This window comes from Streptomyces sp. NPDC033229 (assembly GCF_055576875.1).
In genome coordinates this window covers 100855-121200 of the sequence record NZ_JBVIQR010000026.1, presented here as the reverse complement: position 1 = coordinate 121200, position 20346 = coordinate 100855, and the positions used below count along the sequence as shown (strand labels likewise).

At 72.3% G+C, this 20346-nt stretch carries 19 protein-coding genes; 7 read left to right on the top strand and 12 right to left on the bottom strand.

Annotated elements, in window-relative coordinates; genetic code table 11:
* Nucleotides 1-156: 156 nt before the first annotated feature.
* From ACZ53N_RS23000 to pdhA, 7 genes are all read right to left on the bottom strand, one after another.
* Nucleotides 157-1134 carry an NAD(P)H-quinone oxidoreductase gene (locus ACZ53N_RS23000; protein ID WP_469142687.1) on the bottom strand — a complete coding sequence of 326 codons (978 nt, stop codon included), beginning with the start codon at nucleotides 1132-1134 and terminating at the stop codon, nucleotides 157-159.
* Nucleotides 1135-1254: 120 nt separating this feature from the next.
* The gene (locus ACZ53N_RS22995; RefSeq protein WP_469142686.1) at nucleotides 1255-2382 is read right to left on the bottom strand and encodes a potassium channel family protein; all 1128 of its coding nucleotides are present in this window, start codon (nucleotides 2380-2382) and stop codon (nucleotides 1255-1257) included.
* Nucleotides 2379-4175, bottom strand: coding sequence for a molybdopterin molybdotransferase MoeA (locus ACZ53N_RS22990; RefSeq protein ID WP_469142685.1), 1797 nt, complete (start codon nucleotides 4173-4175; stop codon nucleotides 2379-2381). Before ACZ53N_RS22990 ends, ACZ53N_RS22995 begins: the two co-directional genes overlap by 4 nt.
* Nucleotides 4172-5074: an NTP transferase domain-containing protein gene (locus ACZ53N_RS22985; protein WP_469142684.1), complete on the bottom strand. Its 903-nt coding sequence runs from the start codon at nucleotides 5072-5074 to the stop codon at nucleotides 4172-4174. Before ACZ53N_RS22985 ends, ACZ53N_RS22990 begins: the two co-directional genes overlap by 4 nt.
* 206 nt (nucleotides 5075-5280) lie before the next feature.
* Entirely contained in the window at nucleotides 5281-6696 is a 1416-nt protein-coding gene (locus tag ACZ53N_RS22980) for a dihydrolipoamide acetyltransferase family protein (protein ID WP_469142683.1), read from the bottom strand.
* Nucleotides 6696-7739 (bottom strand): alpha-ketoacid dehydrogenase subunit beta, encoded by a 1044-nt coding sequence (locus ACZ53N_RS22975; protein ID WP_469142682.1) that lies wholly within the window; start codon nucleotides 7737-7739, stop codon nucleotides 6696-6698. Before ACZ53N_RS22975 ends, ACZ53N_RS22980 begins: the two co-directional genes overlap by 1 nt.
* Nucleotides 7736-8893 carry a pyruvate dehydrogenase (acetyl-transferring) E1 component subunit alpha gene (pdhA, locus tag ACZ53N_RS22970; protein WP_469142681.1) on the bottom strand — a complete coding sequence of 386 codons (1158 nt, stop codon included), beginning with the start codon at nucleotides 8891-8893 and terminating at the stop codon, nucleotides 7736-7738. The genes ACZ53N_RS22975 and pdhA overlap by 4 nt, the downstream gene beginning before the upstream one ends.
* A 181-nt stretch (nucleotides 8894-9074) precedes the next feature.
* Between pdhA and ACZ53N_RS22965 the strand changes: the two genes are divergently transcribed.
* Nucleotides 9075-9569 carry an Lrp/AsnC family transcriptional regulator gene (locus ACZ53N_RS22965; RefSeq protein WP_184734702.1) on the top strand — a complete coding sequence of 165 codons (495 nt, stop codon included), beginning with the start codon at nucleotides 9075-9077 and terminating at the stop codon, nucleotides 9567-9569.
* Nucleotides 9570-9616: 47 nt separating this feature from the next.
* Here the strand turns inward: ACZ53N_RS22965 and ACZ53N_RS22960 are convergent, their stop codons facing one another.
* Entirely contained in the window at nucleotides 9617-10210 is a 594-nt protein-coding gene (locus ACZ53N_RS22960; protein WP_184734704.1) for a TetR/AcrR family transcriptional regulator, read from the bottom strand.
* A 2-nt stretch (nucleotides 10211-10212) separates the two neighbouring features.
* A complete protein-coding gene (locus ACZ53N_RS22955) occupies nucleotides 10213-11733 on the bottom strand; it encodes a 3-hydroxyacyl-CoA dehydrogenase (protein ID WP_469142680.1) in 1521 nt (506 codons plus the stop codon).
* 186 nt (nucleotides 11734-11919) lie between these two features.
* On the opposite strand from ACZ53N_RS22955, the gene paaN reads away from it, so the two are divergent.
* On the top strand, nucleotides 11920-13623 hold the full coding sequence (gene paaN, locus ACZ53N_RS22950) for a phenylacetic acid degradation protein PaaN (RefSeq protein ID WP_469142679.1): 1704 nt from the start codon (nucleotides 11920-11922) through the stop codon (nucleotides 13621-13623).
* Nucleotides 13624-13645: 22 nt separating this feature from the next.
* Here the strand turns inward: paaN and ACZ53N_RS22945 are convergent, their stop codons facing one another.
* Genes ACZ53N_RS22945 through ACZ53N_RS22935 form a run of 3 tightly spaced genes read right to left on the bottom strand, consistent with a single transcriptional unit; the run spans nucleotide 13646 to nucleotide 16477 of the window.
* Entirely contained in the window at nucleotides 13646-14416 is a 771-nt protein-coding gene (locus ACZ53N_RS22945) for a TrmH family RNA methyltransferase (RefSeq protein WP_469142678.1), read from the bottom strand.
* A gap of 40 nt (nucleotides 14417-14456) precedes the next feature.
* Complete coding sequence (locus ACZ53N_RS22940) at nucleotides 14457-15758, bottom strand: HTTM domain-containing protein (protein ID WP_469142677.1); 1302 nt, start codon at nucleotides 15756-15758, stop codon at nucleotides 14457-14459.
* Complete coding sequence (locus tag ACZ53N_RS22935; RefSeq protein WP_469142676.1) at nucleotides 15755-16477, bottom strand: DUF5819 family protein; 723 nt, start codon at nucleotides 16475-16477, stop codon at nucleotides 15755-15757. The genes ACZ53N_RS22940 and ACZ53N_RS22935 overlap by 4 nt, the downstream gene beginning before the upstream one ends.
* A 123-nt stretch (nucleotides 16478-16600) precedes the next feature.
* On the opposite strand from ACZ53N_RS22935, the gene paaA reads away from it, so the two are divergent.
* Genes paaA through ACZ53N_RS22910 form a run of 5 tightly spaced genes read left to right on the top strand, consistent with a single transcriptional unit; the run spans nucleotide 16601 to nucleotide 20203 of the window.
* Entirely contained in the window at nucleotides 16601-17563 is a 963-nt protein-coding gene (paaA, locus tag ACZ53N_RS22930; RefSeq protein WP_469142675.1) for a 1,2-phenylacetyl-CoA epoxidase subunit PaaA, read from the top strand.
* On the top strand, nucleotides 17560-17847 hold the full coding sequence (paaB, locus tag ACZ53N_RS22925; protein WP_130878639.1) for a 1,2-phenylacetyl-CoA epoxidase subunit PaaB: 288 nt from the start codon (nucleotides 17560-17562) through the stop codon (nucleotides 17845-17847). Before paaA ends, paaB begins: the two co-directional genes overlap by 4 nt.
* A complete protein-coding gene (paaC, locus tag ACZ53N_RS22920; RefSeq protein WP_469142674.1) occupies nucleotides 17844-18575 on the top strand; it encodes a 1,2-phenylacetyl-CoA epoxidase subunit PaaC in 732 nt (243 codons plus the stop codon). The genes paaB and paaC overlap by 4 nt, the downstream gene beginning before the upstream one ends.
* Nucleotides 18569-19081 (top strand): 1,2-phenylacetyl-CoA epoxidase subunit PaaD, encoded by a 513-nt coding sequence (gene paaD / locus ACZ53N_RS22915; RefSeq protein WP_469142673.1) that lies wholly within the window; start codon nucleotides 18569-18571, stop codon nucleotides 19079-19081. Before paaC ends, paaD begins: the two co-directional genes overlap by 7 nt.
* Complete coding sequence (locus tag ACZ53N_RS22910; RefSeq protein WP_469142672.1) at nucleotides 19082-20203, top strand: 2Fe-2S iron-sulfur cluster-binding protein; 1122 nt, start codon at nucleotides 19082-19084, stop codon at nucleotides 20201-20203.
* Nucleotides 20204-20346: the final 143 nt, after the last annotated feature.

Here is a 20346-nt window from a genome sequence, read left to right as displayed (position 1 = left end):
CACCCCACTGTTTCTGTCCTTCCCCCTTCACCCCGGTTGTGTGCTGTCTCAGCTAAGCGAGGGGAGGGGGGGGGGGAGGAGGGGGGGGGGGGGGGGGTGGGGGGGGGGGGGGGGCCCCCCTCCCCCCCCCCCCCCACCGTCACGGCCCGCGCTTCCTCACGTCGTGAGGAGCACCTTCCCCACGTGCGAGCTCTCCTCCAGCACGCGGTGCGCGGCGGCGGCGTCCCGCATCGGCATCGTCCGGTCGACCACCGCCCGTACCCGCCCTCCGGCGATCATCGGCCAGACGTGCTCCCGGACCGCCGCCACGATCGTCGCCTTCTCCGCCGGCGGCCGTGCGCGCAGCGAGGTCGCCGTCACGGCCGCCCGCTTCGTGAGCAGCTTGCCCAGGTCCAGCTCGCCCTTGCGACCACCCTGGAGACCGATGATCGCCAGTCGGCCGCTGACGGCGAGGGCGTCCACGTTCCGCTGGAGGTACTTCGCGCCGACGATGTCAAGGATGACGTCCGCGCCGACGCCGCCCGTGACCTTGTCCAGCTCCTCGACGAAGTCCTGCTCGCGGTAGTCGATGAGGATGTCCGCACCCAGCTCACGACAGCGTTCGAGCTTCTCCGGCCCGCCCGCCGTGACCGCGACGCGCGCGCCCACGGCCTTCGCCAACTGCACGGCCATGGTGCCGATGCCGCTGCCGCCGCCGTGTACGAGGAAGGTCTCACCGGGGCGCAGCTGGGCGACGAGGAAGACGTTCGACCAGACCGTGGCCGTCACCTCGGGCAGCGCGGCGGCGGTGACGAGATCGACGCCGTCGGGCACGGGCAGCAGCTGGCCCACCGGCACGCAGACCTTCTCCGCGTACCCACCGCCGGACAGCAGCGCGCAGACCTCGTCGCCGACCGCCCAGCCGCTCACGCCGGGCCCGAGCGCCGCGATCCGGCCGGAGCACTCCAGGCCCGGATACGGGGAGGCACCGGGCGGCGGGTCGTAGAACCCCTGCCGCTGCATCAGATCGGCGCGGTTGACGCCGCTGGCCACGACCTCGACCAGGACCTCTCCCCCGCCAGGTACCGGGTCGGGGACCTCGGCCCAGACGAGGGCGTCGGGTCCGCCGGGTTCGGGAATGGTGATCGCATGCATGGTCGCGAGGCTACTCCCGGGGCCTGCGGGCCACACGCGACGCGTAGGGCTGTTTCCCGGTCGGTTTTCCTTCTCCGTGACGGGCGTTGGCCCGGGAGGCTGAGGGGCCCGGGGGCCCGGTTACTCGCCGGACCCGTTGGGCCGCGCCCGGACGATCGTGATCAGGCGGTCCGTCGTCTTCAGCGGGCTCGCCTCGGGGTCGTCGTAGCCGATCAGCCGGTGCCCGCGCAGCACGGAGACCACCAGATCGTCCGTGTCCCGCACGCCGCGCCCCACCTCGGACTTGACCACCGGCCGCTCGACGAGGTCGAGGCCGCTGCCCTGCTGGATCAGGTCCTCCATGACCGTGCCCGCGCTCGGGCTGAGCACGGACAGCCCGAGCAGCCGGCCCGCCGCGCTCGCGCTCGTGATCACCGCGTCCGCACCGGACTGCCGCAGCAGCGGGGCGTTCTCCTCTTCCCGTACGGCCGCGACGATCTTCGCGCCTCGGTTGAGCTGGCGCGCGGTGAGCGTGACGAGCACGGCGGTGTCGTCGCGCTGGGTGGCGATGATGATCTGACGGGCTTTCTGGATCTCGGCGCGCAGCAGCACATCGCTGCGGGTCGCGTCACCGACGACGCCCGCGTATCCGTGCGAGGTCGCCGACTCGACGACCTTGGGGTTCGGGTCGACGACCACGACCCGCGCGTTGGCCAGCCCGGTCGCGGTGAGGGTCTGCACGGCCGACCTGCCCTTCGTCCCGAAGCCGATGACGACGGTGTGCTCGCGCAAGGCGGACCTCCAGCGGGTCAGGCGAAACTGCTCGCGGGTCCGCTCGGTGAGGACCTCGAGAGTGGTGCCGACCAGAATGATCAGGAAGAGAACGCGCAGCGGCGTCACGAGCAGCACATTGCTCAGTCGGGCGCTGTCGCTGTACGGGACGATGTCGCCGTATCCGGTGGTGGACAGGGTGACGGTGGAGTAGTAGACGGCGTCCAGGAAGTCGACCTTGCCGTCGGAGTTGTCGTGGTAGCCGGAGCTGTCCGAGTAGACGATGAGGACCGTCGCGACCATGACGAACAGCGCCATGAGCAGCCGCCGGGCGACCTGGCGGAGCGGGCCCGCCGTGTAGCGGGGCAACAGGATCCGGTGCTCGGTGTCGTGCTGACCTGCGCGGTCCGCCGGGGAGATGCCGTGGTGACCGGGCGGGGGGACGTTCGGGTCCGGGTGCGTGGAACGGTCGGTGGCGTCGTGGGCGGGCAGCTTCACGGCGTACCCCCGGTGCCTGTGGTGGTGTCGGCGCTGATGCCGATCCCGTCGGCCGTCCACGGCAGGTCGAGGATCTCGGCCTCGGTGCCCTGGTCCGCGCCACCGGGCGGCACGACGGCCAGCGCGTCGGCGGCGGCGATGCCGCGGAGCATGGCGGGGCCGTGGAAACGCAAGGGGCGTGCCCGGTCACCGTGCTGGTAGACCACCGGGATCAGACGGGTATCGACGGGGTGCCCCTGGACCGCCTCGGTCAGCCGGGCGCGGTAGGGGGGCGGGGCCGGGCGGGCGGAGAGCGTACGGAGCAGGGGCTCGGCGAGGGTGAGCAGCCCGGAGACGGCGGCGAGGGGGTTGCCGGGGAGCCCGACCAGGTAGCGGCCGGGCTCGAGACGGGCGAGCAGCATCGGGTGGCCCGGCCGTACCTCCACACCGTCGACGAGCTGCTCGGCGCCGAGGCGACGGAGGGTGGGGTGGACGTGGTCGACGGGCCCGGCGGCCGTGCCGCCGGTGGTGACGACGACATCGGCGGTCGACGCGGAGATGGCCGTGTGCAGCGCCTCCGGGTCGTCGCCCACGTGCCGGGTCGCCATGACTTCCGCGCCGAGCGCGCGCAGCCAGGGGCCGAGCAGGGGGCCGAGCGCGTCCCGGATCCGGCCGTCGTGGGGCAGACCCGCGCGGAGCAGTTCGTCGCCGAGGACGAGGACCTCGACGCGGGGACGGGAGGTGACGGTCAGTTCGTCGTAGCCCGCGGCGGCGGCGAGGCCGAGCACGACGGGGGTGACGAGGGCACCGGCGGGCAGCAGGGCGTCGCCTCGGCGGCACTCCTGGCCGCGGGGCCGGATGTCCTGGCCCTGGGTGATGTGTCGGCTGGCGTAGAGCTCGCGGCCCTCACCGCGCACCTTGCCGTGCTCGCTGCGCAGCACGGCGGTGGCGCCGGGGGGCACTCGGGCGCCGGTGGCGATCCGGACTGCGTGGCCGTCGCCGAGGGGTGCGGCTTCGGCGTGACCGGCGAGGATGCCGGTACCTGTACCGGTGCGGCCGCCGGTGCCTGTATCGCTGCCTTCGGGGGCGGCGTCCTCCGAGGGGAGCCGCCAGGGTCCGGGGCCGGCGACGGCCCAGCCGTCCATGGCGGAGGTGTCGAAGGACGGCAGGTCGGTGAGCGCGGCGAGGGGCGCGGCGAGGGCCTGGCCCAGGGCCTCGCCGAGCGGGCGCACGACCGACGGGAGGGGCTGGGCGGCACGTGCGGCGGCGGTACGGGCGGCGTGCCAGGGGGTGGCGTGGGGACGGGCCTCGGGGGCTTCCTTCGGCACGTCGGCGGGCTGGGCCGACTCGGCTGGCCTGGTCGACTCGTCGGAGGGATCGGGCCGACGAGAGGATTCGGTTCGGCGGGAGGAATCGCTTCGGCGGGAGCGGTCGTCGGGGGTGGGCCTGTCGCCGGGCGACGCTTCGCTGAAGGGGTCGCTGGTGAACAACTCGTCGTTGAACGAGGAGCCCTTGGAGGGACGGTCGGTAGGCCCATTGTCGGCAGGCCCATGGTCGGAAGCCTCATGGTCGGAAAGGCCGCCGGAGGGCCTGTCGGCACCGTCATGGGCGTCGTGGGGTGCGGGCCCTCCCCAGTCCGCGGCGGCCCAGTCGGCCACGTTCCAGCGCACCGTTTCCGCGAGGTCCGAGGCACGTTGCGGACGGCGGACGTGGCCCTCCCGCCGATCGCCCGGTGCCCTCCGGTCGTCGGCGAACAGCGCAAGCGCCTCCTCGGCGGCACGGTCCAGCGCGGCGTCCGCGTCCCGGTCCGTCACGCCGAGCCCCCCGCCTTGTCCGCCGGCCCGGCACCATCGGCCCCTCGGGCACCTGGAGACCCTGAAGCCGCTTGCGCCTCCTCGGCCCATCTCGCGGCGAGCGCGACGGCCTTGCGGGTCGCGTCGGCGACGGCTTCGGTCCCGCCGCCTCGCTGGGCCGCGGCATAGCCGACGAGGAACGTCGTCAAGGGTGCGGCGGGGCGGGCCACACAGTGCGCGGCGTCGCGCGCGAGATCGAGGAGGGCGGTCACGTCGACATCCAGTTCGATGCCCAGCTCGGCCTTGGCCGCGGAGATCCATTCATCCAGCACGCTCCCATCGTCCCTGATGCGCGCGCGGGCGGTGGCAACGTCCTCCCAGGTGTCGCAATCGAAAGAGGCGGTGGGGTGCGGAAGCCGGCCGAGCGACAGCTCGGCCGTGAGCAGCCGGAGCGGCAGCCCGACGAGACTGCCGTACTCGGTGGCGAGGAGCGCGAGCTCTCGGCGGAGCGGCTCGGTCCGGTAGGCGGCGACGAGAGGCTGCTCGCGTCCGTCGACGTCGCGGAGCAGCACCCCTTCGACTTCACCGGTGGCGACCGCCGCGAGCAGGGCCCGTACGGTGTCGGCCCGCAGGAAGGGGAGGTCGGCGGAGACGACGAGCGTGATGGGCGCGGCGGTCTGCCCGAGCCCGGCGGCGAGCGCGGCGAGCGGACCGCCACCGGGCGGTTCCTCGCGCGCCCACCGGACGCTTCGCGCGGTCGGCCGACGCGGCCCCACCACGACGGTCTCCCCGGCGTCCGCGCACGCGCCGAGCACCCGGTCCAGCAGTGTGCGCCCGCCGACGCGCACAGCCGGTTTGTCCGCCCCGCCGAGCCTGCGCGCCGCACCTCCGGCGAGCACCACCGCGTCGTAACCAGTCATCCGACGAGTATGGCGCTCCCGGAAGCCCCGGAGCCGGTTCCGCTACCGGTCTCGCTCCGGATGCTGTTGCCGGTTGCTACCGGTCCCCGGCCTCGATCCCGATCCCGATGCCGGTTGCTACCGGTCCCGGTCCCGTCGGGTCCGCGACCGCCGCCCGGGTTCTCCCCTCCTGACCTTTCGCGGCCGGGGCTCGGTCGGCCGTTCCGTCAGAGGGACCGCAACAGCACCGCCGGCCGTTCGACACAGTCGGCGACGTACCGCAGGAAGCCGCCCGCCGTACCTCCGTCGCAGACCCGGTGGTCGAAGGTGAACGACAGCTGCACCACCTGCCGCACCGCCAACTCCCCTTCGTGCACCCACGGCTTCGGCACTATGCGGCCGACACCGAGCATCGCGGCCTCGGGATGGTTGAGGATGGGCGTCGAGCCGTCGACCCCGAACACCCCGTAGTTGTTCAGGGTGAACGTGCCGCCGGTCAGCTCCGCCGGGGCGAGCGTCCCCGTTCGTGCGGCCTCCGTGAGCCGTGCCATCTCCAGGGACAGCCCGACCGCGTCGCGCGCGTGGGCGTCGCGCACCACGGGAACGACCAGCCCCCGTTCGGTCTGGGCGGCGAACCCCAGATGCACCCCCGGCAGCCGTACGATCTCCCGCGCCTCGGTGTCCACGGTCGCGTTCAGCTCCGGGTGCTTCGCCAACGCGGCCGTGCAGATGCGCGCCAGCAGGGCCAGCAGCGACACCTTCTCGCCACCGCCGGCGTTCATCGCCCGGCGAGCCGCCATCAGCTCCGTCGCGTCCGCGTCCACCCAGCAGGTGGCGTCCGGGATCTCCCGGCGGCTCCTGCTCAGCTTCTCCGCGACCGCACCCCGCACTCCACGCAGCGGGATGCGCTGAACCCCGGTCTCCGCCACACCCGTGGCCCTCGCGTGGGTGTGCGGGGCGGCATGGGGTGCCGGCCGCGCCTCGTCCTTCGCGCACTGTTCCAGGGCACGTGCCGCGTACTCGACGTCCGCCCGGAGGATGAGCCCGTCGGGGCCGGTGCCGCGTACCTGCCGCAGATCCAGGCCGTGTTCGCGGGCGAGCCGCCGTACGAGCGGCGATATCACCGCCACGGCGGTGGATGCCGAGGCGTCCGCCTGCGGGGCCGGCGGCGCGGGCGTCGATGGGGGCGCCGCCGGGGGCGCCGGGGCCCGGCCGGCCGGGCCCGGGTTCGTACGGGAGCCGCCCGTCTCGGGGCGGACCCGGCGCCGACGTGCCGCCGGGGCCTGTGTGCCGTACCCGACCAGCACGTTCCCCGAACCCTCGGCTTCGGCCCCGGCGGATTCCGTGGCGGCGGAGGGGCCTGCGGGGGCAGCCGGGTCAAGGTCCGAGTGTGCCGGGTCGCCGACCGCGACCGTCAGCAGCGGTGCTCCCACGGGCAGTTCCGTGCCCTCGTCCCCGAAGCGGGCCGTCACCACGCCGCCGTAGGGACAGGGAACCTCCACCATCGCCTTCGCCGTCTCGACCTCGACCACCGGTTGGTCGACGGCGACCACGTCACCCACATCCACGAGCCAGCGGACGACCTCCGCTTCGGTGAGGCCCTCCCCCAGGTCGGGCAGCGTGAACTCGTGCACCACGGCCATCAGCGCGTACCCCCCTCGGAACCCGCGGTCCACTCCGACTCCCACTGCAACCGCGCGACCGCGTCCAGCACGCGGTCCACCCCGGGGAGGTGGTGCCGTTCGAGCATCGGGGGCGGATACGGGATGTCGAACCCGGCGACCCGCAGCACCGGCGCCTCCAGGTGATGGAAGCACCGCTCGGTGATCCGGGCCGCGATCTCCCCGCCCGGGCCGCCGAAACCGGTCGACTCGTGGACGACCACGGCCCGCCCGGTGCGGCGCACGGACGCGCAGACCGTCTCCTCGTCGAAGGGGACCAGTGACCGCAGGTCGACGACCTCCAGGTCCCATCCCTCGGCGGTGGCCGCCTGCGCGGCCTCCAGACAGACCGGCAGGGACGGCCCGTAGGTGATGAGCGTCGCCGACGTGCCCGCCCGGCGGACGACCGCCCGCCCGATGCCCGGCACCTCCTCGGGCCGGTCCGGCGACCAGTCGCCCTTCGACCAGTAGAGCCGCTTGGGCTCCAGGAAGATCACCGGGTCGTCGGAGGCGATCGCGGCCCGCAGCAGCCCGTAGGCGTCGGCGACGGTCGCCGGCGCGACCACGTGGAGCCCCGGTGTCGCCATGTAGTACGCCTCGGAGGAGTCGCTGTGGTGCTCGACGCCACCGATCCCGCCGCCGTAGGGCACCCGCACGGTGATCGGCATCGCCATCGCGCCGCGCGTCCGGTTCCGCATGCGGGAGACATGGCTGATGAGCTGCTCGAACGCGGGATAGGCGAAGGCGTCGAACTGCATCTCGACCACCGGCCGCAGCCCGTACATCGCCATGCCCACGGCCGCGCCGAGAATGCCCGCCTCGGCCAGCGGCGTGTCCGTACAGCGGTCCTCGCCGAACTCCTTCGTCAGGCCGTCGGTGACCCGGAAGACGCCGCCCAGCGCGCCGACGTCCTCACCGAGGACGTGGACGGCCGGGTCGTCGGCCATGGCGTCGCGCAGCGCCCGGCCCAGCGCCTGCGCCATCGAGACGGGTTTACGGGCGGTGTCGACGGCCGCGGCGGTCATCGCTGCGTTCCTTCCTGGTGGCCGGGGGAGAGCTCCTCGGCGGCGGCCAGCTCGGCCCGCAGCCGGTCGGCCTGCTCGCGCAGTTGGACGGTCTGCTCGGCGTAAACATGAGTGAAGAGATCCATCGGGTCGAGCAAGGGGTCCTGGTTCATCCGCTCGCGCAGATCGGCGGCCATCCGCTCGGCGGCCTGCCGCTCGGCCTCCATGCCGTCCTCGTCCAGCAGCTTCCTGCTGGTCAACTCGCGCTCCAGCAACAGGATCGGGTCGTGGGCGCGCCACATCTCGACCTCGGCGTCGGTGCGGTAGCGGGTGGCGTCGTCCGCGTTGGTGTGAGCCTCGATGCGGTAGGTGACGGCCTCGACCAGGGTGGGGCCACCACCGCCGCGGGCACGTCGCATCGCCTCGGACAGGACCTGGTGGACGGCCGCCGCGTCATTGCCGTCGACCAGGCGGCCGGGCATGCCGTAGCCGACGGCCTTGTGGGCGAGGGAGGGGGCGGCGGTCTGCTTCGCCAGGGGCACGGAGATCGCGAAGCCGTTGTTCTGCACGAGGAAGACGACCGGCGCCTGCCAGACCGCGGCGAAGTTGAGCGCCTCGTGGAAATCGCCCTCGCTGGTGCCCCCGTCGCCGACCATGGCGAGCGCGACGACGTCGTCCCCCTTCAGGCGCGCGGCGTGCGCGAGGCCGACGGCGTGCGGGAGTTGGGTGGCCAGCGGGGTGCACAGGGGGGCCACCCGGTGCTCGTGCGGGTCGTAGCCGGTGTGCCAGTCACCCCGCAGCAGGGTGAGCGCCTGAACGGGGTCCAGGCCGCGGGCGACGGCGGCGAGCGTGTCGCGATAGCTGGGGAAGAGCCAGTCCCGCTCCTGCAGGACGAGCGCGGCGGCGACCTCGCAGGCCTCCTGACCGGTGGAGGAGGGATACACGGCCAGCCTGCCCTGGCGGGTCAGCGCGGTGGCCTGGGTGTTGTAGCGGCGACCGCGCACAAGCTGCCCGTACAGCCGCCGCAGCAGCTCCGGGTCCAGGTCCGCGGCGGCGTCGGTGCCCAGCAGACGGAACGGCTCCGGGTCGGGCAGCAGCGGCGTGGGGTCGGTGCGAGGCTGCCAGGCAGGGGGCGGGGTGGGCCGGTACGAACCGGGCTGCTCCAGGACCGTCATGACGAGCACCTCCTCAAGGACGAGCTTGACCGGAACGCGTTACCGAAGGAAACCCGCGCTCTCCCTACCGATTGTTCGGTCGTCGGCGCATTTTGGCTACAGGCGGCCCGAGCCTGTGGACAAACGGTTCTCCACAGCCTGAGATATGGACAGGGCGTCCATGAAGGGGAGGCGGGACGGTATGCCGGAGGAACAGATGGCCACGTCGGGAGCGAGGGCGCCCGCGCGCCCGCTCGACGACATCGACCGTTCCATCCTGTACATGCTCCAGTCCGACGGCCGCGCCTCGATCCGGTCCGTGGCCGAGCGGGTGCACGTCTCGCGCGCCAACGCTTACGCGCGCATCAACCGCCTCATCGACGACGGCGTCATACGCGGGTTCAGCGCGCTGATCGACCAGGAGCGGGCCGGGCAGGGCGCGTCGGCGTACATCACGCTGAAGATCGTCCAGAATTCCTGGCGCACCGTGCGGGAAAAGCTCCACGCGCTGCCCGGAGCCGCGCACATCGCCCTGGTCAGCGGTGATTTCGATGTACTGCTGCTCGTGCACACCAAGGACAACCGCGCCTTGCGCGAGCTGGTCCTCACCCGCATCCAGGCCATGGACGAGGTGTTGAGCACCCGCACACTGCTGGTCTTCGAGGAGACCGATCTCCAGGAGGGCGGGGGCGGCTAGGGCCGTGATGGTGGTGGCCCGGCGGCCGGACCACCACGGTCAGGGCCTCAGCGGTACGTACGCAGCCCCGCGAAGGCCGTGGCGATCACGGCGTCGGCGACCTCGTCGCTCGTCGCGGCACCACCGCGCTCGGGGCGGTACCACTCCACCACGGAATTGATCATTCCGAAGAGCAGCCGGGTCGCCAGCCGCACCTCCACGTCCGCCCGGAGATCGCCGTCGGCCGCGGCCCGCTTGAGCAGCTCGGCGACCTCGTGATCGAACTCGCGGCGTCGTTCCATGGCCCAGCGCTCGGTGTCCGTATTGCCCCGGACGCGCAGCAGCAGCGTCACATACGGCAACTCGCTCATCAGCACTTCCACGGTGCGCCGGGTGACGTACTCCAGCCGGTCGATCGCCCGGCCCTCCTCGGCGCCCGGCTCCCGGAGGACGGCGAAGAGCTCGTCCAGCGCGCGGCTTATCGCGAGCCGCAGCAGTTCTTCCTTGCCCTTGACGTGGTGGTAGATCGAGGACTTGGAAATGCCGGCCGCCTTGGAGAGGTGCTCCATGGACGTGCCGTCGTAGCCCCGCTCGTTGAACACCTGGACGGCGACCGCGAGCAGCGATTCGGGCGTGTAGGTGTCGCGCTTGGCCATGGTCATGATTAGAGCAGGCTCTCTTCGACGGCCGCACGGCGGCGCAGGGGCTGACAGGCGGCGTAGCGACCGCCCGGGTATTCCTCGTGCAGGTAACGCAGCAGCCGGTCCGTCCAGTCCGCGCCCAGCACGCGGCCCCACTCCAGCGGGCCGCGGGGGTAGTTCACGCCCTGTCGCATGGCGATGTCGATGTCCTCGGGGCTCGCCACGCCCCGGCCGACCGCGTCGTGGGCGAGGTCGACGAGCATCGCGACCGTACGGGCGACGATCAGGCCCGGCGCGTCACCGATGACGCTGACCTTCTTGCCGAGAGCCTGGAACAGGCCGATCGCGGCCCGGACGTCCTCGGGGGAGGCGAGCTCGGAGGGCGCGAGGGCGATCCGGGCGCAGGTGCGGTAGTCGAGGGCCAGGTCGAAACGGATGGCGATCCCGTAGACCTCCGTGGTGGAGGGGCTGCCGTCGGTCAGAGAGAGCCGCGCCCCGTCGGGCAGGGCGATGAACCCGTGGTCCCCGTCCGGGACGGGGACGGGGGTGACCTTGATGCCCGATTCCACGATCAACTCGTGCAGCACGGCGGAAGGCCCCGGCAAGCTGCCGTGCAGGACGACCTCGGCCGGTGCGTCGCACGGCTCCGCCGTCCGCGGCTCGGGCTTCCGGGCGCCCTCCCCGTACGCGAACCACCCACGCCCCGACTTCCGGCCGAGGCTCCCCGCCTCCACGAGGCGTCGCTGCGCGAGCGACGGCGTGAATTTCGGATCGTGGAAGAAGGCCTCGTAGACCGAACGGGTGACGGCTTCGTTCACATCCTGGCCGATGAGGTCGGTCAGCTCGAAGGGGCCCATGGCGAATCCGCCGCTCTCGCGCAGGACCGCGTCGATCGTCGCGGGGTCGGCGAAGCCCTCCTCGTGGACGCGGAAGGCCTCGGCGTAGAAGGGGCGGGCGAGGCGGTTGACGATGAACCCCGGGGTGTCGGCGCAGCGCACCGGCCGTTTCCCCCAGGCGGCCACCGTGGCGTAGGCGCGGTCCGCCACCGCCTCGTCGGTGGCGGAGCCGCGGACCACCTCCACCAGTGGCAGCAGCGGGGCGGGGTTGAAGAAGTGCAGGCCGACGAAGCGGCCGGGCAGGCGTAGGGCACCGGCGATCGCGGTCACCGACAGGGACGAGGTGTTGGTGGCGAGCAGGCAGTCGTCGGGAACGACCGATTCGAGGTCCGTGAACAGCTTCTGCTTGGCCTCGAGTTGCTCCACAATCGCCTCGATGACGAGCGAGGAGTCGGCGAGTTCGGCCACCCGCGTCGCCGGGCTGAGCCGGGCGCGGGCCGCGTCGCGGTCGGCCGCCGCGATCCTGCCCTTCTCCACCAGGCGGTCGAGACGTGCGGCGATGCTCCGGGCGGCCTCGGCGGCGCGGCCGGGCACGGCGTCGTACAGCCGCACCGGATGGCCGGCGACCAGGGCGACCTGGGCGATTCCCTGGCCCATGGTGCCGGTGCCGACGACGGCGACGGCGCGGTCCGGCTCGATTGCGGTCATGTCGGTGATCCTCCCCGATGAGTTGTCCACAGGTTCGCCGGGCCCCCTTGTCCCGACCGATCGTTCGGTTACTGTATCTATCGGGGGGTGTTCCCGGCCCCCGAAGTCTTCGCCCGACCTTGTTTGTCGAAGTTGCCCGAAGCCTGTCGCCTCTCCGAGCCCAGCTCGACAAGGAGTTGGTCAGCCGTGACCGCCGGATCCACCACCGCCCAGTTGATCGAGAAGCACCGCCCCACTCTCGACCAGGCTCTGGACGCCATCCGCACGCGTGCCTATTGGTCCCCCTACCCCGAGCACCCGAAGGCCTACGGGGCGGAGGGCACCGTGCCCGACAGCCTGAGCGCGGCCGAGGGCCAGGCGGCCTTCGAAGCACTGCGCGGCAAGCGCTTCGAGCTTGACCAGCCGGGGGCACAGGGGTGGACGGGGGCGGAAATCTCCCCGTACGGGCCGGAGCTGGGCGTCGAGTATCCGCATCCCGATGTCGAGCGGCTGCTGCCGGCCATGCGCGCGGCGATGCCGGAGTGGCGCGAGGCGGGCCCGGAGGCCCGGGCCGCGGTCTGTCTGGAGATCCTGACCCGGATCAACGCCCGTACGCACGAGTTCGCGCACGCCGTCATGCACACCAGCGGCCAGGCGTTCATGATGGCGTTCCAGGCCGGTGGGCCGCACGCGCAGGACCGCGGCCTGGAGGCCGTCGCATACGCCTACGCCGAGCAGGTCCGTACGCCGGGCGCGGCCGAGTGGTCCAAGCCGCAGGGCAAGCGTGACCCCCTGGCGCTGAGCAAGCAGTTCACCGCCGTGCCGCGCGGTGTCTCACTGCTCATCGGCTGCAACACCTTCCCCACCTGGAACGGCTACCCCGGCCTGTTCGCCTCCCTCGCCACTGGCAACGCGGTCCTGGTCAAGCCGCACCCGCGCGCGGTGCTGCCGCTGGCCCTCACGGTGCGGATCGCCCGCGAGGTGCTGAGCGACGCCGGGTTCTCCCCCGACCTCGTCACGCTGGCCGCCGAGCGGGACGGCGAGGGGATCGCCAAGGCGCTGGCCACCCGCCCGGAGATCCGCATCATCGACTACACCGGCTCCACCGCCTTCGGTGACTGGCTGGAGGCCAACGCCCGTCAGGCACAGGTCTTCACGGAGAAGGCCGGGGTCAACACCGTCGTCATCGACTCCACCGATGACTACAAGGGCCTGCTGAGCAATCTCGCCTTCTCGCTGTCGCTCTACAGCGGCCAGATGTGCACCACCCCGCAGAACTTCCTCATCCCGCGCGAGGGCATCACCACCGACGCCGGACCCAAGTCCTACGACGAGGTGGTCACCGACCTGGCGGGCGCGGTCGAGGGCCTGCTCGGGGATGACGCCCGGGCGAACGCCCTGCTGGGCGCCATCGTGAACGACCAGGTCAAGGAGCGCATCGGAGCGGCCGCGCAGCTCGGCGAGGTCGCCCTCGCCTCCCGCTCGGTGACCAACCCCGACTTCCCCGAGGCCACGGTCCGTACCCCGGTGATCGTGAAGCTGGACGGCGCCAAGCCCGACGCCGAGGCGGCCTATCTGTCGGAGTGCTTCGGCCCGGTGGCGTTCGCCGTGGCCGTCGACTCGTCCCAGGAGGCGGTGGAGCTGCTGCGGCGGACCATCCGGGAGAAGGGCGCGATGACGGTCGGCGCGTACACCACCTCGCCGGAGGTCGAGCGGCTGATCGAGGAGGCCTGCCTGGAGGAGTGCGCCCAGCTCTCCCTGAACCTCACCGGTGGGGTCTACGTCAACCAGACGGCCGCCTTCTCCGACTTCCACGGCTCGGGCGGCAATCCCGCGGCCAACGCCGCCCTGTGCGACAGCGCGTTCGTCGCGACGCGCTTCCGCACGGTCGAGGTGCGCCGCCCGTCGTAGCCGCCCGTCGCAGTCGGCGGGCTCAGGCCCGCTGGGCCGGGCCCGGCCCTCCCCAGTGGAAGAGCGCCATGGCGACGCTGGTCGCGAGGTTGTAGCTGGAGACCTGGGGCCGCATGGGGAGGGCGACCAGCCGGGTCGCCCGCTCCCGCAGCCCGGGGGAGATCCCGTGCCGTTCGGAGCCGAAGGCGATCAGCGCGTCGTCGGGCAGGGGGATGGACCTGATGTCGTCCCCTTCCGGGTCCAGCGCGTACAGCGGGCCGGGCGGCAGTTCGGGGAGCGGCAGGCGCTCCACGGCGGTGGCGTAGTGCAGGCCCGCACCCGCCCGTACGGCGTTCGGGTGCCAGGGGTCGATGTCGCCGGTGGTGACCACGCCCGTGGCCCCGAATCCGGCGGCGAGCCGGATCACGGCCCCGACGTTGCCCAGGTTGCGGGGGTTGTCCAGGACGATGACCGGTGCCTGCCGGGGAGCCCACGACATGGCGTCGAGGTTCGCCCGGCGCTCGGGCCTGACCGCCAGCGCGGCCACCTGGGTGGGGTGGATCCTGGGCAGCAGCTCCCGCAGGGTCCGCACCGGGATCTCGACCAGGCGCTCGTCGAGCACCTCGGTCAGATCGTCGGCCAGCTCTGCCGCGAGCTCCAGCGCGGAGGCCTTGTCGGCGGTGACCGCCACCCGTACATCGGCGCCGAAGCGCAAGGCGTGTTTCAGGGCGTGGAAGCCGTCGAGCAGCACGGCGTCGGCGGCGGTCGCCTCGCCCCAGAGCCGCAGGGCGTTTCCGGCGTCGTCCTCGATCATGCCTTCAGCCTACGGGCCCGATTCCGCCCGTTGCCCCGGCTCAGCCCACCAGCGTGCGGGTGCCGGCCGCCCCGTCCTCGCTCTCCCGCGGGGCCGGCACGGCACCCCTGCGGGCGAGGGGCAGCCGACCACCGGCCCGGCCTACAAGGGCTCCCAGGCGGCGCAGGAAGGAGGTGGGCAGGAAGACCGCGTCCGCGACGATCATCGCCAGGGAGAAGAACGGGAGGCCGAGGGTGACGGCAATGCCGAGGTGTTCGGCCATCATCACGGCGAGCAGGACGTTCTTCACCCGCCGGTTCAGCAGGGTGAAGGGGAAGGCGACCTGCACGGCCACGGTGCCGTAGCTGAGGAGCAGGACGACGATCCCGCTGCTCGCCAGCGCGTGGGACAGCGCGGGCCAGGGCGAGAAGTAGTCGATGTGCATCGGGTAGAAGAGCGCGGTGCCGTCCTGCCAGCGCGAGCCCTGGATCTTGTACCAGCCCGCTGTGGCGTAGATCAGGCAGACCTCCACCATGATCACGAGCAGGGCGCCGTTGTGCGCCAGATTCGCGAAGGCGTCCAGGACGGTGCGCGGTTCCCCGGGGGCATGGCGCCGCGCGAGCCACCACAGCCCCTGAGCGGCCCACAGGCACCACAGGACCGTTGCCCACCCGATGCCCGGCACCGGGCCGTCGGCCGTCCACTCCAGGCGGGTGTCGCCGACCGCCTGGGCGATGAGGAGGGCGAGACCGCAGAGCGTCCAGAGCACGATGCCGGTCACATCCCGGTCGCCCGCCCCGGCCTCGGTGCCGGGGCCCTGCTCCCGACGGGCGGCGCGGCGCGCGTCGAGGGACCACACCCGCCCGCAGCGGGTGAAGACCATGTACAGGGCCATCAGATGCAGGACGTTGTCGCCGCCGTCCCCGACGAAGATGCTGCGGTTCTGGAAGGACAGCACCCCGATCATGGCGAGGACCGACATGGTCCGGGTGCGCCAACCGAGCATCAGCAGGGCGCTGGAGACGATCGCGAGGACGTAGACGGTCTCGAACCAGACACCGCTGTCGGACCACATCAGGGCGGTGAAGGCGCGGTTGTCGTCGGTCAGCCGACGGGCCATGTCCCAGCTCCACGGCCCGCCCGGCCCGTACAGCTCATGGCGGTTGGGCCACTCGCGGAGCAGGAAGAACAGCCAGGTGAAGGAGAGGCCGATCCGCATCACGGCCGTCTGGTACGTGCCGAGGGCGGAGCCGGTGACGCGGGTGACGCCGCGGGCGAGCGCGCTGTCGACGCGGGCCGCGAGCCCGGCGCCGGCCGGCGCGTCCTGCTTCTTGTCCGGGACCGTGTTCTGGGGGGAGCTCACCGGTTCTTCGCCTCCGGGAGATCGGCGGTGGTGACCGGCCACCAGCCCAGCAGGCGGTGGACGGGTCGCGTGTCGACCTTCTCGTCGCTCCAGGGCGGTGGGGCTATGGCGGTGGTCACGGCCCGTACCTGCACGCGCTGGACCGTCCGCCCGTCCCGCTCACCACCCAGACGGAGCAGGGCGATGCGTCGGATGTACTCCTCGGCGAGCCGGCCGCGCATCCCGTTGGGCTGCTCCCGCGCGTCGTGCGTGCCCGCGTAGAAGTCCCAGGCGCGGCGGAGCTCGTTCTGCTGTGTGTGGCTGGGGAGAAGGTTGTGGCGCAGCGCGGCGCCGTCCTGGGCCGACAGATCGGTCCAGGGCGTCACCACAGCCCGGCCGTCGGGGCCGCGCAGTTCCGCTCGCGCCTGAACGGCGACGTTCTGCTGCAGCGGATTGGGCGCGAAGAACTTCCAGTTCTGTTCGAACTCCGGGTACACGTAGTCGTCGATGGCCGATCCGTGCTGCTTGCTGATCGTGTTCGACGGTGCGACGTGCAGGAACATCATCGACACATGCACCGCGACCGCGACCGCCACGCCCGCCACGCCGACGGCGACGGCGATGCGTGAGGGGAGGGACAGCCCGGCGATGCCGGTCGTCCGTTCGTGCCCGTCGTCCCACTCCATGTCCCGCCCCGATTCCGCCCGCCACCCGTTGCTGTGCACCCGAACGGTACCCACGCCGCCCCACCAGGCACAGCGGACGCGGAGTTATCCACAGGCTTGACACCTTCCGAGCCCTCGGCACACCATTGAACCGAACGATCGGTCGGTAGGGAGTTCCAGAGATCGAGGGGGCACGGCATGACGACGACGGCGCCGGAAGCGGGGGCGTACGAGGCGGTTTTCGACGCCACCGTGGCCGCCGATGAGCGCATCGAGCCACGGGACTGGATGCCGGACGCCTATCGCGCCACGCTCGTCCGGCAGATCGCGCAGCACGCCCACTCCGAGATCATCGGCATGCAGCCCGAGGCCAATTGGATCACCCGGGCGCCTTCGCTGCGGCGCAAGGCGATCCTCATGGCCAAGGTGCAGGACGAGGCGGGCCACGGCCTGTATCTCTACAGCGCCGCCGAGACGTTGGGCACCGGACGCGACGAGCTGCTCGACAAGCTCCACGCGGGCCGCCAGCGATACTCCTCGATCTTCAACTACCCCACCCTGACCTGGGCGGACGTGGGGGCCATCGGCTGGCTCGTGGACGGCGCAGCGATCACCAACCAGGTCCCGCTGTGCCGCTGTTCCTACGGGCCGTACGCCCGGGCCATGGTCCGCATCTGCAAGGAGGAGTCCTTCCACCAGCGCCAGGGGTACGAGCTGCTGCTCGCCCTCAGCCGTGGCACCGAGGCCCAGCACGCGATGGCCCAGGACGCGGTGGACCGCTGGTGGTGGCCGTCCCTGATGATGTTCGGCCCGCCCGACGAGGAGTCCGCGCACTCCGCCCAGTCGATGGCCTGGAAGATCAAGCGGCACTCCAACGACGAGCTGCGCCAGCGCTTCGTCGACATCTGCGTTCCCCAGGCCGAGTCGCTCGGGCTGACCCTCCCCGACCCGGACCTCCGGTGGAACGAGGAGCGCGGTCACCACGACTTCGGCGCCATCGACTGGGACGAGTTCCACGAGGTCCTGCGGGGCAACGGCCCGTGCAACGACCAGCGGATCAACCAACGCCGGCGGGCCCACGAAGAAGGCGCCTGGGTGCGCGAGGCCGCCGCCGCGTACGCGGAGAAGCACACCGACGCACATCGGGAGGCAAGGGCATGACCAGCGCTGATTGGCCACTGTGGGAGGTGTTCGTGCGCAGCAGGCGCGGCCTGGCGCACACCCACGCCGGCAGCCTGCACGCACCGGACGCGGAGATGGCGCTGCGCAACGCCCGCGACCTCTACACGCGGCGCTCGGAGGGTGTTTCGATCTGGGTGGTGCCCTCCGCCGGGATCACCGCCTCCTCACCGGACGAGAAGGACCCCTTCTTCGAACCGGCGGCCGACAAGCCCTACCGCCACCCGACCTTCTACGACATCCCGGAAGGGGTGCGGCACCTATGACCGGGGCACCCGCGAGCACCGTTCCGCTGAGCGCCGCCCTGGCCCTCGGCGACGACGCCCTCGTGCTCTCCCACCGGCTGGGGGAGTGGGCCGGGCACGCACCCGTCCTGGAGGAGGAGGTCGCGCTCGCCAACATCGCGCTGGACCTGCTCGGCCAGGCCCGGACCCTCCTCTCGCTCGCCGGCGACGAGGACGAGCTGGCCTATCTCCGCGAAGAGCGCGCCTTCCGCAACGTCCAGCTGGTCGAGCAGCCGAACGGCGACTTCGCCCACACCATCGCCCGCCAGCTCTACTTCGCCACCTACCAGGAGCTGTTGTACGGGCAGTTGGCGGCCGGGGACGGCCCCTTCGCCCCCCTGGCGGCGAAGGCGGTCAAGGAGGTCGCCTACCACCGCGACCACGCCGAACACTGGACCCTGCGCCTCGGGGACGGCACCGAAGAGAGCCGCCGGCGGATGCGCACGGGCCTCGACGACCTGTGGCGGTTCACGGGCGAGCTCTTCCAGCCGGTCGACGGGCTGGACGTCGACTGGACCGCCCTGCGCGACGGCTGGCTGACCCTCGTCACCAAGACCGTGGACCAGGCCACCCTGGCGCTGCCCACCGGGCCCCAGCTCGGCGCCTGGACGGCCGGTGCCGGCCGTCAGGGCATCCACACCGAGCCGTTCGGTCGGATGCTCGCCGAGATGCAGCATCTGCACCGCAGCCACCCGGGGGCGACATGGTGACCGCGACCCCGCTCGAGGAAGAGCTCCGCGCCCTGGCCGGTTCCGTGCCCGACCCGGAGCTGCCCGTCATCACGCTGGCCGAGCTGGGCGTGCTGCGCGGGCTGCACCTCGTCGGCCCCGGCCGGGTGGAGGTGGAGCTGACCCCCACCTACACCGGCTGCCCGGCCATTGAGGCCATGTCGGCGGACATCGAGCGCGTCCTGCACGACCACGGCATAGCCGAGGTGGAGGTCCGCACGGTCCTCTCCCCGCCCTGGACCACGGACGCCATCAGCGCCGAAGGCCGCCGCAAGCTGGAGGAGTTCGGGGTGGCGCCGCCACGGCCCACCGCGGCCCGGCCCGCGGACCGCCCCGGTGGCCCGGTGCTCGTGCAGCTCTCCATCCGCTGCCCGCACTGCGGCTCCACCGACACCACCCTGCTGAGCCGCTTCTCCTCCACCGCCTGCAAGGCTCTGCGCCGCTGCGAAGCGTGCCGCGAACCGTTCGACCACTTCAAGGAGTTGTAGATGGCAGCGGCCCGCCACGGCGCCTTCCACCCGCTACGGGTGGCGGCCGTCGACCCGCTCACCGACGACGCGGTCGCCGTGACCTTCGCCGTGCCCCCCGAGCTGCGCCCGGTCTTCCGCTACACCCCCGGCCAGCACCTCGCCTTCCGCCGGACCGTGGACGGCGCCGAGATACGCCGCACCTACTCCATCTGCGGCCAGGCGCCCGGCGCGGACGGGCCGGCGGCGCTCAAGGTGGGAGTCCGGCTCGTGGACGGCGGCGCGTTCTCCACCTACGCGCTCAAGGAGCTGGCGGTCGGGGACTCGGTGGAGGTGATGGCACCGGCCGGCCGGTTCGTGCTGGAGCCGCGCGCCGGGCACTTCGCCGCGATCGTCGGCGGCAGCGGCATCACGCCCGTGCTGAGCATGGTCTCGACCCTGCTCGCGCGGGAGCCGGACGCCCGCTTCTGTCTGATCCGCAGCGACCGCACCGCGTCCTCCACGATGTTCCTGGAGGAGGTCGCCGACCTCAAGGACCGCCATCCCACGCGTTTCCAGCTCGTACACGCCCTCTCCCGCGAGGAGCAGCAGGCAGGTCTGCCGTCCGGGCGGCTGGACGAGGAGCGGCTGTCCCGGCTGCTGCCGGCGCTGCTCCCGGTGGACTCCGTCGACGGCTGGTTCCTGTGCGGCCCGTACGGGCTGGTGCGGGGGGCCGAGCGGGCACTGCACGGGCTCGGAGTCGGCCGCGACCGCGTCCACCAGGAGATCTTCCATGTGGACGAGGAAGCGGACGAGGGAGCAGGCGAGCAGGCGGGCCTGGGAGCGGAACCGGGCACGGCGGCGGGGGCCACGGGGGCCCGGGCGTCGGACAGCACCGTGACCGCGAAGCTGGACGGCCGCAGCGGCAGCTGGCCGGTGCGGGAGGGGGAGTCGCTGCTGGAGACAGTGCTGCGCAACCGCGCCGACGCGCCCTACGCCTGCAAGGGCGGGGTCTGCGGGACGTGCCGGGCGTTCCTGGTCACGGGCGAGGTCCGGATGGACCGGAATTTCGCACTGGAGCCGGAGGAGCTGGCCGCGGGGTATGTGCTGGCCTGCCAGTCGCATCCGGCCACGGAGGAGGTGGAGTTGGACTTCGACCGCTGACGGCCGCGCCGACGGGGGCCCCGACAGGCGACGGTGACACCGGCACCCGCTCACTCTGCCCTACCGGTTCCCAATTCCTGCAACCTGTTCTACCTTGACGCCCCATCAGACGGGTCTTTCAGCAGACACGTCTCCACGCGGAT

Excerpts from the sequence above, each read along its gene's own strand:
- ACZ53N_RS23000 (WP_469142687.1), bottom strand. The coding sequence starts at position 1,134 with ATGCATGCGATCACCATTCCCGAACCCGGCGGACCCGACGCCCTCGTC.
- ACZ53N_RS22985 (WP_469142684.1), bottom strand. The coding sequence starts at position 5,074 with ATGACTGGTTACGACGCGGTGGTGCTCGCCGGAGGTGCGGCGCGCAGG.
- ACZ53N_RS22980 (WP_469142683.1), bottom strand. The coding sequence starts at position 6,696 with ATGGCCGTGGTGCACGAGTTCACGCTGCCCGACCTGGGGGAGGGCCTC.
- ACZ53N_RS22975 (WP_469142682.1), bottom strand. The coding sequence starts at position 7,739 with ATGACCGCCGCGGCCGTCGACACCGCCCGTAAACCCGTCTCGATGGCG.
- pdhA (WP_469142681.1), bottom strand. The coding sequence starts at position 8,893 with ATGACGGTCCTGGAGCAGCCCGGTTCGTACCGGCCCACCCCGCCCCCT.
- ACZ53N_RS22965 (WP_184734702.1), top strand. The coding sequence starts at position 9,075 with ATGCCGGAGGAACAGATGGCCACGTCGGGAGCGAGGGCGCCCGCGCGC.
- ACZ53N_RS22960 (WP_184734704.1), bottom strand. The coding sequence starts at position 10,210 with ATGACCATGGCCAAGCGCGACACCTACACGCCCGAATCGCTGCTCGCG.
- ACZ53N_RS22955 (WP_469142680.1), bottom strand. The coding sequence starts at position 11,733 with ATGACCGCAATCGAGCCGGACCGCGCCGTCGCCGTCGTCGGCACCGGC.
- ACZ53N_RS22945 (WP_469142678.1), bottom strand. The coding sequence starts at position 14,416 with ATGATCGAGGACGACGCCGGAAACGCCCTGCGGCTCTGGGGCGAGGCG.
- paaA (WP_469142675.1), top strand. The coding sequence starts at position 16,601 with ATGACGACGACGGCGCCGGAAGCGGGGGCGTACGAGGCGGTTTTCGAC.
- paaB (WP_130878639.1), top strand. The coding sequence starts at position 17,560 with ATGACCAGCGCTGATTGGCCACTGTGGGAGGTGTTCGTGCGCAGCAGG.
- paaC (WP_469142674.1), top strand. The coding sequence starts at position 17,844 with ATGACCGGGGCACCCGCGAGCACCGTTCCGCTGAGCGCCGCCCTGGCC.
- paaD (WP_469142673.1), top strand. The coding sequence starts at position 18,569 with ATGGTGACCGCGACCCCGCTCGAGGAAGAGCTCCGCGCCCTGGCCGGT.
- ACZ53N_RS22910 (WP_469142672.1), top strand. The coding sequence starts at position 19,082 with ATGGCAGCGGCCCGCCACGGCGCCTTCCACCCGCTACGGGTGGCGGCC.